The organism is Ruegeria sp. HKCCD6426 (assembly GCF_057221115.1).
The window spans coordinates 760,874-778,156 of record NZ_JBWVBF010000002.1 but is presented as its reverse complement, the minus strand read 5'-3'; the positions used below and the strand labels follow the sequence as shown (position 1 = coordinate 778,156).

9 protein-coding genes are annotated in these 17,283 nt (G+C 55.5%); all 9 read right to left on the bottom strand.

Going from position 1 to position 17,283, the window contains the following annotated elements:
• Positions 1-2: 2 nt before the first annotated feature.
• Complete coding sequence (locus AC2TDA_RS08490; protein WP_480877350.1) at positions 3-824, bottom strand: alpha/beta hydrolase; 822 nt, start codon at positions 822-824, stop codon at positions 3-5.
• Positions 825-902: 78 nt separating this feature from the next.
• Entirely contained in the window at positions 903-1,721 is an 819-nt protein-coding gene (locus tag AC2TDA_RS08485; protein WP_480877351.1) for a methyltransferase domain-containing protein, read from the bottom strand.
• On the bottom strand, positions 1,715-2,353 hold the full coding sequence (locus AC2TDA_RS08480; RefSeq protein ID WP_480877353.1) for a 4'-phosphopantetheinyl transferase family protein: 639 nt from the start codon (positions 2,351-2,353) through the stop codon (positions 1,715-1,717). The genes AC2TDA_RS08485 and AC2TDA_RS08480 overlap by 7 nt, the downstream gene beginning before the upstream one ends.
• A gap of 41 nt (positions 2,354-2,394) precedes the next feature.
• A complete protein-coding gene (locus tag AC2TDA_RS08475; protein ID WP_480877355.1) occupies positions 2,395-12,756 on the bottom strand; it encodes an amino acid adenylation domain-containing protein in 10,362 nt (3,453 codons plus the stop codon).
• A 412-nt stretch (positions 12,757-13,168) separates the two neighbouring features.
• Positions 13,169-14,521 (bottom strand): nucleotide sugar dehydrogenase, encoded by a 1,353-nt coding sequence (locus AC2TDA_RS08470; RefSeq protein WP_480877356.1) that lies wholly within the window; start codon positions 14,519-14,521, stop codon positions 13,169-13,171.
• Entirely contained in the window at positions 14,496-15,053 is a 558-nt protein-coding gene (locus AC2TDA_RS08465; RefSeq protein WP_480877358.1) for a glycosyltransferase, read from the bottom strand. The genes AC2TDA_RS08470 and AC2TDA_RS08465 overlap by 26 nt, the downstream gene beginning before the upstream one ends.
• Positions 15,050-15,532: a UDP-N-acetylglucosamine--LPS N-acetylglucosamine transferase gene (locus AC2TDA_RS08460; protein WP_480845389.1), complete on the bottom strand. Its 483-nt coding sequence runs from the start codon at positions 15,530-15,532 to the stop codon at positions 15,050-15,052. The genes AC2TDA_RS08465 and AC2TDA_RS08460 overlap by 4 nt, the downstream gene beginning before the upstream one ends.
• 22 nt (positions 15,533-15,554) lie before the next feature.
• Positions 15,555-16,442, bottom strand: coding sequence for a glycosyltransferase family 2 protein (locus AC2TDA_RS08455; protein ID WP_480877360.1), 888 nt, complete (start codon positions 16,440-16,442; stop codon positions 15,555-15,557).
• Entirely contained in the window at positions 16,432-17,259 is an 828-nt protein-coding gene (locus tag AC2TDA_RS08450) for a CpsD/CapB family tyrosine-protein kinase (protein WP_480845387.1), read from the bottom strand. Before AC2TDA_RS08450 ends, AC2TDA_RS08455 begins: the two co-directional genes overlap by 11 nt.
• Positions 17,260-17,283: the final 24 nt, after the last annotated feature.

Genomic DNA, 17,283 nt, shown 5'->3' with positions numbered 1-17,283 from the left:
GGTTAACTTTTCTGATCATCCAGAAAGTCCGAAACTTCAAAGCTCAGCCCCTGTTCCATGAGATTGGTATGTGTGCCATCAGGAAAGGTCACAAGACGTTTTGGTTCCGACAGCGCATTGAACAATGCTTCGGCCCAGGATTGCGGAACGTCTGCGTCTTTCGTTCCATGGGCTACCAATACCGGAATGGAAATCTGACTGGCGTGTTTGATTACATCGTGGCGTTCTTTCCACATAAGCAAACACATCGGTACACCACGCAAACGCGTTTCCTGAAACCGGCACATTTTGTCATAACCTGCCTCGATGATTAAACCGGCGGCTGGGCGTTGGCTGGCCAGCGCCATGGCAGGGCTGACGCCCAGACTGTAACCATGGATAAAGCGTTGCTCAGGCGGGATTACCCTGTCTGTCAGTTCTTCGAGCTGATCGTACAGCGCCAATGCATCGGAATTGAATGCCAGCTCCGCGGGTGTTCCCGGGGCGTCTCCAGACCCGCGGTATTCCAGCATCACGATCCCGACGCCTTGGTCCATCAAAGGTTGCAGGCGCTGCAGGGAAGGGATCACACCACTGAAATTTCCATAAAAACTTATCAAAACCGGTGCATTCGGAGTGATCTCAGAAACAAACGCACGCAGTTCGGTTCCGTCCGTCGCTTGGAAAAAGACGCGGGTAATCCCGGCTATGTTTTCGGCTCGTGCCGGGTCAGAGGAGAAACGGTAAATCTTGTAGGTAGACCAATACCAGACACCGGAAAAAACAATAAAGGCGAGTAATAGAGTGAACCCAAAGAGGATCATCAGGATATGGGATACGCTCATGGCGGCTTTCTCATCGCGTTTTGCTGTCGTTCACGGCATGATAAAGGAATAAAATACACCCTGAGAGCTCATCGTGAGTCAGGCGTGTTGTGATGTCTTCATTGCGATCATCTCGATCCAGGTCACGGCGCCGCTTGTCGTATTCCGATTCAATAGAATGTCGAAACCAGCCTGTTCCAGCAAGTGCCAGTGATTATGTGAAAACGAATGCTCGACACCATGGTTATAGCTTTGGGTGGTATTTTCCAGATCGTGGGCCGGGTCTATCGGCTCAACAAGCGCAACTGCAGTACCGGGCTGCGTCGCCAGCAACGCATATATGGAAGCCAGATCAGTTTGGGTGAAATACTCCAGCACGCCTCCGTAAAACAGCACCAACATACCAGGCTCCATATGCTGTTTAAGCCATACCTGGGCATCTGCACATGTGAATTTCAGGTTGGGATTGTCCGCGAAGGCATTCTTGTTGCGCTCGATTATGTCGTCGTTGATGTCGATTCCGCTAAAACGTTCGATCAAGGGCATCTGCGCCCCGCAGAATTGCAACACCTTGCCATCCCCACACCCTATTTCAATCAAGTGCTGAAATGGATGGGAAACTGCAAACTCCTGTAAATCGTCGAAGAAACCCTTGTGAGTTGTTTGGAACCAGGTCTCGAACCGGTCAGAGTACTTGTCGTAGTATTGTGTACCGATGCCTTGTTTCCACATGCTGGCGAATGCCGACTGCAATGCAGCTTCGTCGCCGCCCTTCGAGGAACGCTCGACCCGCGCCCAGGCAATCAACTGACGGGCTCGACTTCCATGCTCGCTCTCCAGTCGCGCTACCCAAGGCAGGCAGAACTCCAGAATTGTACCGGCGTAGATGCGCAAACGTTTTCGCAACCCGTTCACCATGCGTCCCCTTGTTTTTGCCGGGCCAGGCAACACGTCACCTTCCCGGGTAGGTCGACAAACCCGAGCTCGCACGGTGGCAAATGTGGAAACTGTATCCCGACGGGCCATCCATCGACCAGATCGAGCACAATGGACTTCGGAGCAAGCGACATCCCCTCACCCGTCAGTTTCATTCTGGCTTCCTTTGCCGTCCAATACGCGAAAAACCGTTCTTGCCAGGCAGTGCCGGTCAGCCCATCCAGAATTGCGCATTCCTGATCAGTAAAGCACTCGCGGGCAATTTCGGGGCTTGAGAGTTTTCGGTCATTGAATTCCAGATCAACGCCGACCGGTCCATGATTTGATATTGCAAAAACCGCCCGGTTACGGCTGTGGCTCACGTTGAATTCGGGCCCGAAGTCCAATGCCGGTTTGCCATTTCCGACCTCTGAAAACTGCAGGTCCGTCGGATTGTGTCCCGTGAACTCCGCCAACACGTGCCGCAGAAAGCCCCTGCACCGGATGAACCGATCCCGATCACGCGGAAATACAAAGCGATTGGCGCGGTTCAACTCTGCTTCAGTCAGGTACCCGCTTGCCGTGCCCAACGAAATCGTGGTGTCATCGCCAATTGCAGCAGTCCAAATTTGCACGCCGGTCAAAACGTCAGAATTTTCACCCGGCGCCAACACAGCTAGCCCTCTGCGCCATGAGAACTGCCCCGAATATGGGCTTCCATGTGCTGAACAAGGTTCTCGGCCTCTTCTCCTTTGACCATGCCAAGATGAGAGCCAGTGACAAACGTTCTGATGAAATTCCCTTCATTCAGGAAGTTGGCCCACCCCAGCATAGGATCCATCTCAAAGGCCAACCGTTCTTTCAAACATACAGGCTCGACGAAAATTACACTGGCTTGCCCCTGATAAGGACCGCCGCGGTAGCTTCGAGCCGCTTCCATCCATCCCCGCTCGACTTCGCGCATACGGGCGAGGTCAGGTTGATCCGGGAACATGCGCGTCAGCAGTTTGCGACCGGCACCGTGACGCCAGCGGGCGTGCAGCCGTTCTTGGAAATAGCTCAGGCCTCGGGCTCGCATCAGTTCAACCTCGTTTTGAACCCATTGCCATGCGCCCAACTTGATCGGAGACTGGAAATCAACTGCAAACCGCGGCGCATAGGTGTCCAGCACGAACAACCGCTTGACCTCTTCTCCCATGGCTTCAAGTTGCCGGGCCATCTCGAACGCAGTTAAGGCACCACCCGAGTACCCGGCCAACAGATAAGGGCCTTTCGGCTGGTGACCGCGCAGGTGGCGAATATTGTCCTTGGCCATCGCCTCGATAGTCCGGTGCATGTGGTGGCCGAGAATGCCCCGGGTCTGCAACCCGATCACCGCGCGATACTGCCCGACAACAGAGCCGAACTCGACAAGGTTGTTGACGTTTCCACCAACTCCGCCCACCACAAACAGTGGTTGTCCACCACCCGCAGGACCCGGATGAATCACGGTGCTTGGGTCCCAATCGCCTGCCGGGTCAAAGGTCGTGGGGCTGTCCTGCGTTTCCAGCAGCTCGGCCAAATCACGAACTGTCGGATTCTGGAACAAAGTTGAGATCGGCAAATCAACCCCGAACTCGTCACGAATACGTGCAAAAAGACGCACGGCCAGCAGCGAGTGTCCGCCCAACTCGAAGAAGTCATCCTCGACCGCCACGTTCCGGCTGCCCAGAACTTCGCACCATAAGCCAAGCAAGGTCGTTTCTTCCGGGCTTTCAGGGCGAAGGCGATCGCAGGTTTTGCGTTGCAAATCGGGTTCGGGCAGTTTGGCTCGGTCAACTTTTCCGTTGTGGTTTAGTGGCAGTGTTTCCATTTCCACAATATGCGCGGGACGCGCGTATTCGGGCAGCTGCGTGCGCATGAATGAGTCGAGCTCGCGTCGTGTCAATGTACCGCTTTTCGGGACGAAATAGGCGACGATGACTTTGTCGCTCTGCCGGTTCGGAACGCGGGTCACAACGACCGATTGTTGAATGCCAGGGTGCTTTGCCAACACCGACTCGACCTCGTCCAATTCAACCCGGAATCCCCGGATTTTTACCTGACTGTCGATACGGCCAAAGAACCGGAAAACGCCTTCGGAGTCACATTCGACCAGATCTCCGGACCGATAGAGTGTTTGACGGTCGTCCCAAGGCGCCGGCACAAATTTTTCCGATGTCAGTTCCGGACGGTTCCAGTAGCCAAGCGCCAACCCGCGGCCACCGATATACAACTCACCTTTCTGCCCCGGCTGACAGCGTTGCAGATCTTCATCCAGTGCAAAAAGATCCGTCCCCTTGATAGCGGCACCAATTGGGATGGATTGCCCCTCTTTAATATCGTCGTCTGTAATGAGATGGGCACTGACGACATTGCTTTCAGTTGGGCCGTACCCGTTAATGACACGCAAATCCGGACACAGCGCACGTACTTTCGCGACATGCGCCGGCGACACCACGTCGCCTCCGACGATCAACTGATCCACCTTGGCAAAACAGTCGGGCTTCAGATCTGCCACGGCATGGAACAGCCCGGACGTCAGCCACAGAGTGTTCACGTTGTGGCTTTCAACTGCCTTGGTCAGATCTGAAATAGACAGTCGCCCGTCAGGTGGTATCACCACGGTTCCCCCATTTAGGAGGGGCGCGAAGAAATCGATAATCGAAGTATCAAACGCGAACGCCGAGGAATGTAGCGTCACGGTCCGCGGGCCAAGATCCAACCAATCCGCATCGCATAGCATCCGGATGACCGACCGATGTGGAACAACGACCCCCTTGGGTTTGCCCGTCGTCCCGGACGTAAACATCACGTATGCAATGCTCTCTTCGGTGATTTCAGCACAGGGCGGCGTGGAATTTTCCAACGGGAACGCATTGGTCGGCAAAATCCTGAGCCCTGTATCCTCAAGATCAGAGCAATTACCTAGCAGGACGGAAATGCCAGTGTCTTTCGCCATGAATTTCAGACGATCAGCCGGTAGAGACACGTCAAAAGGCACGTACCCAGCGCCGGCCTTGAGTACGGCCAACACCGCGACCGGCAACAACACAGACCGATGAGATGTGATCCCAACCAAATCGCCTGGCATTACACCCTGATCAATCAACCAGTTGGCCAAGGCATTAGACCGCTGATCCAGTTCCGCGTATGTCAGCGTGTTGCCCTGAAAGGACACAGCCGTATTGGTGGAATATGAGGAAACGGCTGCTTCAAACCCATCGACAATACCCTTTTCGAAACGTGCACCCGATGCCCCTGAATCGTCAGGACCGGACTCTTTCAGGGTTTGCTTCGGCGCCTTTCGCCCCAGATCTCTCAATAGACCGTCAGGATGGTTGACGATGTCGTCCAGCATTGCGGAAAACCCGCGCATATGCCGCTTTATCGTCTCGGGTTCGAAAAGATCGCGGTTGTAGCTCCACTCCGTCGCCACGTTATCCGCATCGTCAATCACGTTTAGATAAAGCTCGAAGTTCTCATAAGCGCGGGGGTTGGATACAAACTTACCGGCCTCTGATCCTATCGAAACCTCACTCAGATCGATCCCGTTATCGATATTGAATACGACAGAGATCAGTCCCGGGCGCGACGCATCCCGTTTAAATTTCAGGGCCCGTGTCAGAGCGCCATAGGTGTAATGCTGGTGTTCCGATCCGTTCAACAGGCCATCGCGAACCTGCCCAATATAGTCATTAAAGCGCATTGCCTTTCGGGGCTGAGTACGGACGGACAGCAGATTAACACAGTGACCAACCAGACCGTCCATTCCTCGGGCCGCCTGACCAGAGGACGGCACACCGATCACCAAGTCTTCGCAATCGGAAATCCGCGCCATATAGGCTTTGAACGCCGCCAGCATAAGCGTCACGAAACTGGCATTGTGTTTACCCGCCACTTTGCGCAACCCAGCCACCAATTGAGGGTCCAATATCTCGTCAATTCGAGCACCCCTGACGCTGCGAACAGCCGGGCGCGGATGGTCCAGCGGCAAATCCAGAACTGGCGCTTCACCTTCGAATTGGCCCAGCCAGTAAGCCTCGGCCTTTTTGGCGTCTTCCGAACGCGCCCATTCCACTTCGGCGCGCGCATAGTCGATAATACTTCGCGGCGCATCGAGCACAGGTACGTCGCCCGAGGCGATCTTACGGTAAAGCAAGGAAATATCCCGCATTATCACATCGATAGACCAGCCGTCGCAGATTATGTGGTGCGCTGTGATCACCAGATGGTGCAGCGCAACACCGCCCTGTCGGCCAAGATCTACAATGTCCGTGCGTAGGAAAGGTCCCTTCTCCAGATCAAAAGGCGTTTCCACGTGGGTCGTCAGCAGCGCCTTTAGTCGCCCGGCGCGGGTTACGTCATCCAGCGAAGCAAGATCGATAATTCCGATTTCATGCGCCATTTCCGGATGGATGCACATGGTCATCCCATCGTTGGAGAATGTCGCGCGCAGGGCATCATGGCGTGCATAACACTGCTGAATAGCCTCAACCAAAGCCTCGCGGTTCAGTTCACCACGGATTTCAAGTGTTACGCTTTCATTATAGGCTGCAGCCACTTCGGGCGTAACGACAAGTGCGGCGAATATCTCGCGCTGCGCTTCGAGAGCCGGAACATGTAGCGGCTCGAGCGGTGCTGCCATATCGCGCGCAATCCGTTCTTCGCCGCCAGGCAAGCTTAGCCGCGGCGGCACGGCCGAAATCTGAGCATCATACGGATCGCGGTCCTCACGACCACCCAGCATGCCGTCTGCTCGCATTTCAAGGGCGCTGTCTTTAATCGCCTCGATGACATGGTCCATGTCCTCGTCATCATGGGCCGCGGTCATGTAGGACGGGAACCCTTCCAGCAGGAAGACACCGCGATCCCTCAGGTGTGATCCTATTAGGCTGCCAAACTGCGCATCCTTGTCGATGCGCAAGTACATGAGTGACCCGCAATTGGGCATCTCGAACGGCATGTCGTTTTCTTCAAACCAGCGATCCACCGTTCCAGCGACTTTGTCCCCTTTAACGTTGACTGTTTTCCAGAAGAAGTCCGGCTGAGACTTGAAGAACCGCAGCATTTCGCAGGTCGCGGCCATAACCAGCGGGTGGCGTACGAATGTTCCGGCAAAGAACGTCACCGGCGCTTCGGGGAAACTGTCATCCCCATAGGACCACTGGCCGCCGTCAAAGGTATCCATGTAGCGCGCCTTGCCCGCGACAACACCAACCGGCATGCCGCCGCCAATGACCTTTCCGTAGGTCACAAGATCGGCTTCGATATTGTAATAGCCCTGTGCGCCGCGCGGGCCAAAACGGAACCCGGTCACGACCTCGTCAAAAATGAACAATGCGCCATTGCGCTCGGTAATCCGGCGAACTTCACGTATAAACTCATGCGGTCGGAATTCGGGCCGCCGGCTTTGCACCGGCTCGACCATGACAGCCGCCAAACTGGCCGCGTTTTTGCGGATGTAATCAAGCGCCTGCGGAGAACCATAAGGCAGAACGACAACGTTTTTAACCGCGTCGCGCGGAACGCCAGGTGCCATCGGAATACTGCGTGGGCCGTCCTTACCATCAATGCCACGCACGAGAACTTCGTCGAAATTGCCGTGGTAGTCGCGAGCGAACATGACGATCTTATCCCGCCCGGTGACAGTCCGTGCCAGTCGCATGGCTGCATAGACGGCCTCGGAGCCGGTACAGACAAAACTGACACGGTCATTACCAGTCACCTCGCAGAACAGCTCGGCGGCTTCCATCGCCAGCGCGCTCTGCGGTCCAACTTCGAATCCGTCATCGATTTGTGTGTGAAGGGCCTTAATGACTCCATCGGGTGAATGCCCCAGAAAACCGGGGCCAAACCCGTTGAGGATATCGATATATTCATTGCCATCGGCATCCAAAAGACGCGAGCCTTTGGATTTCACAGTGACGATCTGATAGACGAGGTCCTTCCACAACCGATTGAAACCCGAAGCTGTACGGGGATCGGCGTGGGTTCGGCGGTGTTTCTCGGTCAACGCCTTAGAGCGTGGTGTCTTGGCATTGAAACGCGCCACCAAACGATCAATATGCGCTTTCTGACGGGCGGTCAGCACATCATCCTTGCTGACAATCTGGGTCATCGGCGCCGAGACCGGCATAGTCTCACTGGTGTTTGCGGACGTCGGTTCGGGGAATTCAATAGCCTGATCCGAAGGCCCCGCGCCGCCGACATCCCCGTGTGCCTTTATGTGATCGGCTAACGCGGCCACAGTTGGGAACCCGTCAATAAGTTCACGCAATGTGACAGATATTCCGAACAGATCGCTCAGCTCCCGCGTCGCCTGAGTCAGCAACAACGAATCAAAGCCAAGCTCCATGAAGCCCGCGTCTGAAAGGATCTCGTCAGGCTCCAACCCAGACAGATCCGCCATCAAGTTCTGCAGGGCGCTTAGTGCATCAAAGTCACCCGTGGGCGCGTCCGGTTCAGGTGAAACCTCTGCCACATCACTCGCTTCGAATGAGACATCCGCGGGTTCGATCCAGAACTGTTTCCTGATGAATGGATAGGTGGGCATCCCGTGCTGTCGAGGCGCGTTTGTATCAGCACCAATCCCTGTCCAGTCGAGCGGGTAACCACACGCCCACAAGCCGCCAAAAGCTGCATGCATAGCTCGGTAAGAATCTGCGTCTTCGGATTGTGCATGTGGCAGCGACGCCAGCGAAGGGGATGCTTTTGCCCGATCCGGATTCTGCGCGGCCAATACCGATAAAGTCTGCCCCGGACCGGATTCCACAAAGATGTATTTCTCTTCGGCCCACAGCATCTGCATGGCGTCAAAAAACCGAACCGGCTTACGCATGTGCATCGCCCAGTAATTCGGGTCTGTTGCTTCGGCCTCTGTCATCCAATCGCCGGTGACGGTCGACAGGATCGGCGTTGACGGCGCGCCAAGTGTCAGTTTCTCAAGTTCCTGCCTGAACGGTGCCAGCGCAGGGTCCATCATGGGAGAATGGAAAGCGTGACTTGTGTGCAGCTCGGAGGTCGCAAAACCGGCCTCTTCCAATACCGGAATGATTGCCGCGATCGCGTCATCCGATCCGGCCAGTACACAGGCCTTCGCCCCGTTGACGGCGGCCAGATCGACGCCGTCACCCAAATGGTCCTGAAGCTCCGCTTCGGACGCGCGCACCGACAGCATCTTGCCGCGCGGCAGGTCCGCCATCAGACGACCGCGCAGGACGATCAACCCCAAAGCGTCCTCCAACCGGAAGACACCTGCCAATGTCGCGGCGACGAATTCACCAATGGAGTGGCCAACCATAACGTCCGGTCGAACACCGCGGCTTTCCCACAGTTTCGCCAGCGCATAGCTGGTCGCGAAAATAGCAGGCTGAGCGAAGTCCGTACTCTTCAGCTTTTCGCGTGCATCCGCCACCTGATCGCCGGTCGCATGAATAACAGCACGCAAATCGAGTCCCATTTCGCGCTCAAGCTGATCCATGCACACGTCGTAGGCGTTACGGAAAACAGGCTCGTGTTTGTACAGATCGCGAGCCATACCCACATGCTGGGCCCCTTGCCCGGCAAACATGAACGCCAGCTGATCGCGCGTTCCTGCCTTCTGTCCGGCACCTGAAAACTCCAGTGCGGACTGGGCCAGCCCGGTCATATCCCGGCCTGTCAGAACCGCACGAGCCTGATAGGCATGCCGATGGTCGCGCAATGTGGCAGACACGGAGTCTGGGTTGGCGTCGGGATGCAATTCGGCCCACTGCCCCAACTCTTTTACGGCCTTGGTCAATGCTTCGGGGCTGGAGGCGGAAACCGGGAACAGACGCAGCTTTTGATCAGCCGGTTTGTCAGCGGGTGCTGCCTGCGGTCCTTCGCCCAGGACCAAATGTACGTTCGTGCCACCTACGCCAAAAGCTGACACCCCGGCATAGCGCGGCTTCTCACCTGCGGGCCAGTCCGTCAATTCCGTGGCAGGCCGGAAGGGCGAGTTGTCAAAGTCGATGCGTGGGTTAGGTGCCGTGTAGTTTAGCAATGGCGGAATCTGCCCGTGCTTCAGACACAGTGCGGTTTTGATAAGCCCTGTTACGCCTGCCGCCGCATCCAAATGCCCGACATTTGTTTTGACCGAACCGACGGCGCAATACCCTTGGGTCTCTGTGTCGCCGAAGGCTTCGCACAACGCGGTGAACTCGATCGGATCACCCAATGGGGTCGCCGTTCCGTGGGCCTCGACGTAACCGATATCCTGGGGCTCGACCTTCGCTGCTGCTTGCGCAAGACGAATTGCCTCGGACTGTGCCGTGACAGAGGGTGCTGCATAGCCCGCTTTGTGCGAACCATCGTTGTTGATGCCATGCCCTCGGATCACGGCAATGATATTGTCACCATCAGCTTCGGCGTCTTCCAACCGTCGCAACACAACCAATCCGGCTCCATCGCCAAACACTGTACCCGTCGCCTGAGCATCGAAGGTACGGCAATGCCCATCCGCCGAGGCCATCCCATCCGGCAAGTACATATACGGTCGTTTCGTTGGAAAGGTCACCGCCACGCCACCGGCCAGCACCATGTCAGAGCGTCCCATGCGCAGGCTGTCGCAAGCTTGGGCAACGGCAAGTAGAGAGGTGGAGCACGCGGATTGCACATTGACCGCAGGGCCTGTCAGGCCCAGCTTGTACGCCACACGTGTCGCAAGGAAGTCCTTGTCGTTTCCAAACAGCTCGGAGAAGTTCTTGAGCGGATAGCTGGCCGCAAACTGCCGGGACGCCCCCGGAGCGGACAGCACGTTGTTCAGAAGATACGAATTCTGGGACGAGCCCGCGAAAACTCCGATCCGCCCATTGAAACGGGCCGGGTCATGACCCGCGTTGTCCAATGCCGTTTGCGCCAGCTCCAGCAAAATCCGATGTTGCGGGTCCAGAGCTTTGGCATCGTGCGGTGGGATTCCAAAGTGGCGGGCATCGAAAAGATCCGCGCCCTCGATGATACCGCGAGCTGGCACATAGGTGCCATCAGGGTCGGCGGAACCGGGGTCATCCTCAAGCTCTTCCGGGCTGAAATGAGTAATCAGTTCCTCGCCGGCAACCAATTTCTGCCAGAGCGTTTCGACATCCGCTGCGCCCGGAAAACGGCCTGCCATACCAACGATGGCGATCAGGCCTGATCCAACTTGCCCAACCATCTCGGGAATTCGGACCGCCTTGCTGTGTCCGCTGTCGTCCAGCCAACTCGACAGGGCGTTAACGCTGGCTTGGTCAAACAGGGCTGTAATCGGAAAACGCCGATTCAACGCCGTCTCGAGCTGGTTATGCAGCCGGGTCAGATGCAGGGACGAGGCGCCCAGATCGAAAAAGTTCGCCTGCCGGTCAAGCTCCTCGTAATCCAGGATATCCTGCAAGAAGCCCGCTATCAGATCAGCAATGCCTCTCTCGATTTTATGCGCTTTAGGCGCTTTACCCACGGCCTGTGATTTCAAACCATTTAGTAACGCCCTGCGATCCACCTTGCCGTTCTGATTTAGCGGCAGCTGATCGACGACCTCAAGGCGCGACGGGCAGGCGTAGATCGGCAGTTTTTCCTGTAGCCGGGTCTTAATGGCCTGGGCATCAAACGCGACACCGTCCTGCACGACGCAGAAACCGATCAGTGTCTTGTCGGCTTCGTCAGCGCCGGGCTGGGCGACTACAGCTGCCCGAGCAACAGACGGATGGGCCTCCAGCGCGATCTCAACCTCATCCAGTTCGACCCGGAACCCCCGGATTTTGACCTGGCTGTCGATGCGACCGAAGAACCGGAAGACGCCGTTGACGTCTTCCTCGACAAGATCACCGGACCGATAGAGAATTTGAGTGTCGTCCCAGGGTGCCGGCACAAATTTTTCCGCCGTAAGATCCGGGCGGTTCCAATACCCATGCGCCAATCCGCGACCGCCGATATACAATTCGCCTTTCTGACCGGGCATACATAGCTGCTGATCATCATCCAGAACAAAAAGGTCGGTACCTCTTAGGGCAGATCCGATTGGAAGGGCCTGACCTTTATTCAAATCCTCATCCGTGATGAGGTGGGTCGTCACCAACACGCTGCCTTCGGTTGGGCCATACCCGTTGATGACACGCAGCCCCGGACACAGCGCGCGCACTTTTGCGACATGCGACGGTGAAACCACATCGCCGCCAACCAGCAACTGATCCACATTGGCGAAGCAATCGGATTGCAGATCGGCCACGGCGTGAAACAGCCCGGACGTTAACCACAGGGTATTCACATCGTGGCATTTGATCGCTTCGGCCAGATCGGAAATGGAAAGACGCTCGCCCCTCGGGATAACCACAGTACCTCCGTTGAGAAGAGGCGCGAAAAAATCAATGATGGATGAGTCGAACGCAAATGCCGATGATTGCAGCGTCACGATCTGCGGACCCGCATCCAACCAATTCGATTCACATACCAAGCGTATGACTGCCCGGTGAGGGACAACCACCCCCTTTGGTGTGCCAGTTGTCCCGGACGTATACATCACATAGGCGATGCTCTCTTCGGTGATTTCCGCAAGTGGCGGTGTGGAACTCTCCTTCGGAAACGCATCGGTCGGCAGAATCCTGAGTTCAGAGCCTTCAAGGTCGGGGCAATCTCCCAACAGAATGGAAATGCCGGTGTTTTCCGCTATGAATTTTACACGCTCTGCAGGTAGCGCCATATCGATGGGTACGTACCCTGCCCCAGCTTTGAGCACCCCCAAAATCGCCACCGGCAACATCAAACACCGATGCGACGTGATGCCTACCAAATCGCCAGGCATTACACCCTGATCAATCAACCAACTGGCCAAGGCGTCAGAACGCATGTCCAGTGCCGCATAGTCCAAAACTTCGTCACCGAAACGTACCGCGATTTGGGGGCCCATTTCGCGAGAGATTTTTTTGAACCGCAAAACGATGTCTTCAGGCGTCGACCCTGCATCGCCCTTGCAAGTCGGAAGCACAGTTTGATCGTCGACAATTTTATTGAGGATATGCTTATTCATTTGAACACAAAATCATACCTAGACAACTCGGAACTCGTCACTACCAGCTTTTGGATTTCCTCTGTTCCCATCTGAGTTCAGCATACAACGCGCCTCAGAAAAGGGTAGAATCCCGGCACCACCTGTTCAGGAATCCTACCGCGGCTCTCTTGGAAACCGTAGGGAAAATCTCACATATCATGTTTATTGCGGATTACACTTAAGTATCAGATCGATAATAGCAACACTGACTCGGAATATCGGTCAATTGTTTCCCCTTCGCCCCACCCCTCGTTCACCCCTGAAGCGATACTAAAGGAATAAGAACCGGCTGGCAGTTTTCGACGATTACCGGATACCGCAGTTATCACCAAATTTGGAGAACGCGGTCAGCTTGGGCACCCTGACAAATGAATGCTCCAAGCCGCCTTTTTTAAGCTTTGGTAACATGGTCCCCGGAAAGGTCTCTGCGGGCAATGGCATTGCGTGTGTCGATGATGGGCAATCCCATTGCTACCAACGCGTCGTAATCCACGTCATCATGATCAGTCGAAATCAAGATCGCGTCGAAATCTTCCGCTCGGATGTTCTCAAATTCGAGCGATTTCCACCCCAAGAATTCCGGATATTCCCGCATTTTCGGAATGGCTGGCACATGGGGATCATGAAACGCGACCTGAGATCCAGCTTGATTCAGCAAAGACATCAAACGCACCGACGGGCTTTCGCGCATGTCCGAGACATTCTTCTTATACGCGATACCAATGATCAAAACCCTTGCCCGAGACAACCCAATTCCCAGTTTGCGATCCAGCGTTTCACGCAATCGGGCCACAACATAGTTCGGCATGTTCGAGTTTATCTCGCCCGCCAATTCGATAAATCGCGTCGATAATTCGTATTCGCGTGCTTTCCATGTCAGGTAGAACGGATCAATCGGGATGCAGTGCCCCCCCAATCCTGGACCCGGGAAAAATGGCATAAAGCCGAAAGGTTTGGTCGCCGCGCCGTCGATCACCTCCCATACGTCGATACCCATCGCGTCGAAGATCACTTTCAATTCGTTGACCAGTGCAATGTTCACCGCCCGAAAGATGTTCTCGGTAATTTTGACCGCTTCCGCTGTTTGTGTTGTCGAAACGGGAACCACTGCATCGACGACATTTTCGTAGAACAGCTTGACCAGTTTTCCTGCCTCTTCACCATCCCCGGCAACAATCTTCGGGATTGTGGCAGTGCGGTAATTCTGGTTGCCGGGATCTTCACGCTCGGGCGAGAAACCGACAAAGATGTCCTGCCCCGGGACGTGACCGGATTTCTCAAGGATCGGCGTCAGAACTTCGGCCGTCGTCCCCGGGTATGTCGTCGATTCCAGAACAACCAAAGTACCTGCACTGATGTATTTTGCGATCTGTTCCGTTGTTGCTGTGACATAGGAAAGGTCCGGATCACGATATTCCGTCAAGGGCGTTGGAACGCAGATGACGATCACATCCATATTGCTAAGGCGTGCGAAATCCGCCGTCCACGCGACCGTGCCAGCGGTCAACAGAGACGCGAGATCTTCGCTGGCCACGGCTTCGATGTAACTTTCTGACACGTTCAGAGCGTCGATTTTTGCCGGATCAATGTCGAAACCTGTAACAGGCATACCCCGTTTGGCCGCTGTCACGGCCAGGGGAAGTCCGACATATCCAAGCCCAATGATGCCGACATGGGCGCTTTGGTTTTCCAGCTTCTCCCAAAGGCCCCGGAAACTATCATGCTTCAAAAGATTCTTCCCCATTTTGTCCCCGGGACAAATCATTCCGGGCAAAGGTGTTGGTCAACAGATACTCGCGAAGCGCAGCTGTAAACTGAGGTTGGGCCACTTGCGATACTGGTGCGTTTTGATGCTGCCCAAGTGTCGCGAGTGTTCGGTCCATCACATCTGCCAGCTGCGTCTCGTCTTCGGCAACAAACACACCTGGGCGGTCCCCCAGATGCTTTGCTGTCGTAAACTGATGATCGTTGCGCGTCTCGCGCAGATGCCCCCGACGCGGCATGACCACAATTGGCTTGCCTTTGCTGAGCGCCGTCAGGATCGATCCCATGCCGGCATGCGAAACGATTAGGTCGGCCTTCGAGAATTTTTCCTCATAGTCCTGAGGTGATATCTTTCCCACAGCTTCAAAGTGTTGCGGAGGATGGTCAGCAATGCCCCGATCGGTGATCTGGCCGAATACCTCTGGCGCGCCGCCGTTCCGAGCACACCAGTCATCCATTGCCTTGATCAGCCTTTCGAAGGGCTCGTGCGATCCGATCGTCAAGAAAATCACAGCACCGATCCCAGATAAAAAGGCCCCTCGGGGCGTGCGAGATGTTCCCACTGTGTCAGCCAGAGATCTACATGTTTGCCGATTTTCTGACCGGAAAGGGACAACTCTTCTGCATTCGCCATGCTATCAATCCAGACGGTGCGCGCGCCCAGAAGTCGCCCGATCCGCAATGCAAAATACCCCGGTGCGGCACCTGTGCTGACCACGACATCCGGGCGATAACGAACAAGCAAGAACACGATTTGTGATAGCTGCCTGAAAAGCCGGAGCTTCTGCCAGCGGTTCGCCTCGATCACCGTTGCAAAATCTGGCGGCGTATCCCCGGCTTGCACGGCTTCTCGGCGAAGGACCACCTCGGACCCGGGATCCGTGGTCACATAAGTAACCTGCATACCGCTCCAGGCGGGGCGCAACCGCATGAGCTGCACCCAGTGCCCCCCGGCCGACGAAATTGCCATAACATGCGGCATCTTACTCATTCACTTCTCCGCAACGCGGTCTCTAAACCGACAAACCAACGGCCTGCTTCAGCATCCAGAACATACGCAAAAACCTAAGCCGAAATAACGTGATCACTGTAGCCAAATGCTCGTTCGCGCCCCGAAGACGCGACGAACGTAAAACCTTTGGGGTATGCGCAACGGCACTGGCAGGCATCAGGCAAGCACGTGCGAACCACCGTGCGCGACCAAGCAGGCCGGGCCAGCTTTGCTGAGACAAAACAAAGCTTTCACGGGTCAGGCGTTGCCACTTGCCGCGCAGTGACGGCCAATCAGCGCGACTGGGATGAGAGACCGCCAAATCATCGGCATAAATCAGGCTGAAGCCTTTTTCCCGCGCCCTTATGCACCAGTCATTGTCCTCTGACATTCCGGATCGAAATGGACCGACGGCTTCGAATACCTCCCGTCGGGTGACCAGATTGGCAGTGACCGAGAACCCTTTTTCTTCGACATACGATTTACAGTTGAAGGCAAAAACCGTCTCAAACCCTTCTGCTCCCGTTCGCGGCGGAGGGGTTTCGTCAAAGACATCCACGCGTCCGCCGACAAGGTCGGCTTTCGGGGCAACCCGGCGCGCAATGGCGACCCAATCTTCGGCAACAACGCAGTCTGCATCAAGAAACAGCAAAAGAGGCGCAGAGGTTTCAGCAACTCCGCGATTGCGCGCTGTCGCCGCGCCTTTTTCGGCCTCAACAACAAAACGAACGTCCGGGAATTGAGTTTCAACTTGTTGCAGCGGCTGGTCCGAGCCGTTGTCGACGACGACAACCTCAACGTTACGCAGATCGTTTGCCAGTAAGGACTCCAGACACCGGGTCAAACGCGCCACGTCGTTGTAATGCGGTATGATGACCGCCAGATCTATTTCGGCCCAATCAGTATCCATATGGGCTTTCGCTATAATGACATTTGTTCAAAATAACGCCCATTACATTGGTCAATTCCGCCAAATGGCGTTCCGTCACATCTACCTGCTTAACCGTTGTTTTCCCCGCTTCAACCAGCAGCAAGGCGCAATCCACATTTTTCAAAAAGGCGAAATTGTCGTCACTTACCAAAAGCGGCGGCATATCGAACAGCATAATGTCCGGTTTATAGGTCTTCTCGATTTCATCCAGAACCTTGGTCGTAAGCTGGGACTGCAGAACTTCCGCCGAGTTTCCGACAGGCCCGTCATTGATCCCGATGGCCACATTATCACCGATGCGCAGCCCATGTTCGGCAAAGTTCACTTTACCCTCAAAGACGGACTTCATGTTGTGATCGACCTGTAACCCGAGGTGTTTGCCCAGGCTGGTACGACGTAAATCGCAGTCCAGAACCATGGTCCGCAAATCCTGCTGCCGCCCAAAGCTGAAAATCAGGTTGGCCGCAGTCGTGGACTTTCCGCACCCACTGTGAGGAGACACAAGCGCCACCCGCTTCCAACCATGGTTTTGGGCCTGTTGCAAAATGCGTGTACGCAACATGTCGTAGGGCCCCGCATCCTTTCCGCCGGAATACGAAACCATTCTGTTTTTGCGCAAAATCCTGGGGTTGAGATCTGCTTCCGCCAACAGATCCCAGGCCGACTCGCTGTTCTCAAGCAAAGCTGCGACAGGCTTATTGGCCGATTGCGGAACCTCTTCCTTGCCGGTGACGGGGGCCTGATTTTCCTGGCGCTGTATCCGGGCCTTCTCAATGGCGGCTTGTAGCTTTTCCATCTATCCGTCCTTTCGCACCAATAC

Excerpts from the sequence above, each read along its gene's own strand:
- AC2TDA_RS08490 (WP_480877350.1), bottom strand. The coding sequence starts at position 824 with ATGAGCGTATCCCATATCCTGATGATCCTCTTTGGGTTCACTCTATTA.
- AC2TDA_RS08485 (WP_480877351.1), bottom strand. The coding sequence starts at position 1,721 with ATGGTGAACGGGTTGCGAAAACGTTTGCGCATCTACGCCGGTACAATT.
- AC2TDA_RS08475 (WP_480877355.1), bottom strand. The coding sequence starts at position 12,756 with ATGAATAAGCATATCCTCAATAAAATTGTCGACGATCAAACTGTGCTT.
- AC2TDA_RS08470 (WP_480877356.1), bottom strand. The coding sequence starts at position 14,521 with ATGGGGAAGAATCTTTTGAAGCATGATAGTTTCCGGGGCCTTTGGGAG.
- AC2TDA_RS08460 (WP_480845389.1), bottom strand. The coding sequence starts at position 15,532 with ATGAGTAAGATGCCGCATGTTATGGCAATTTCGTCGGCCGGGGGGCAC.
- AC2TDA_RS08455 (WP_480877360.1), bottom strand. The coding sequence starts at position 16,442 with ATGGATACTGATTGGGCCGAAATAGATCTGGCGGTCATCATACCGCAT.
- AC2TDA_RS08450 (WP_480845387.1), bottom strand. The coding sequence starts at position 17,259 with ATGGAAAAGCTACAAGCCGCCATTGAGAAGGCCCGGATACAGCGCCAG.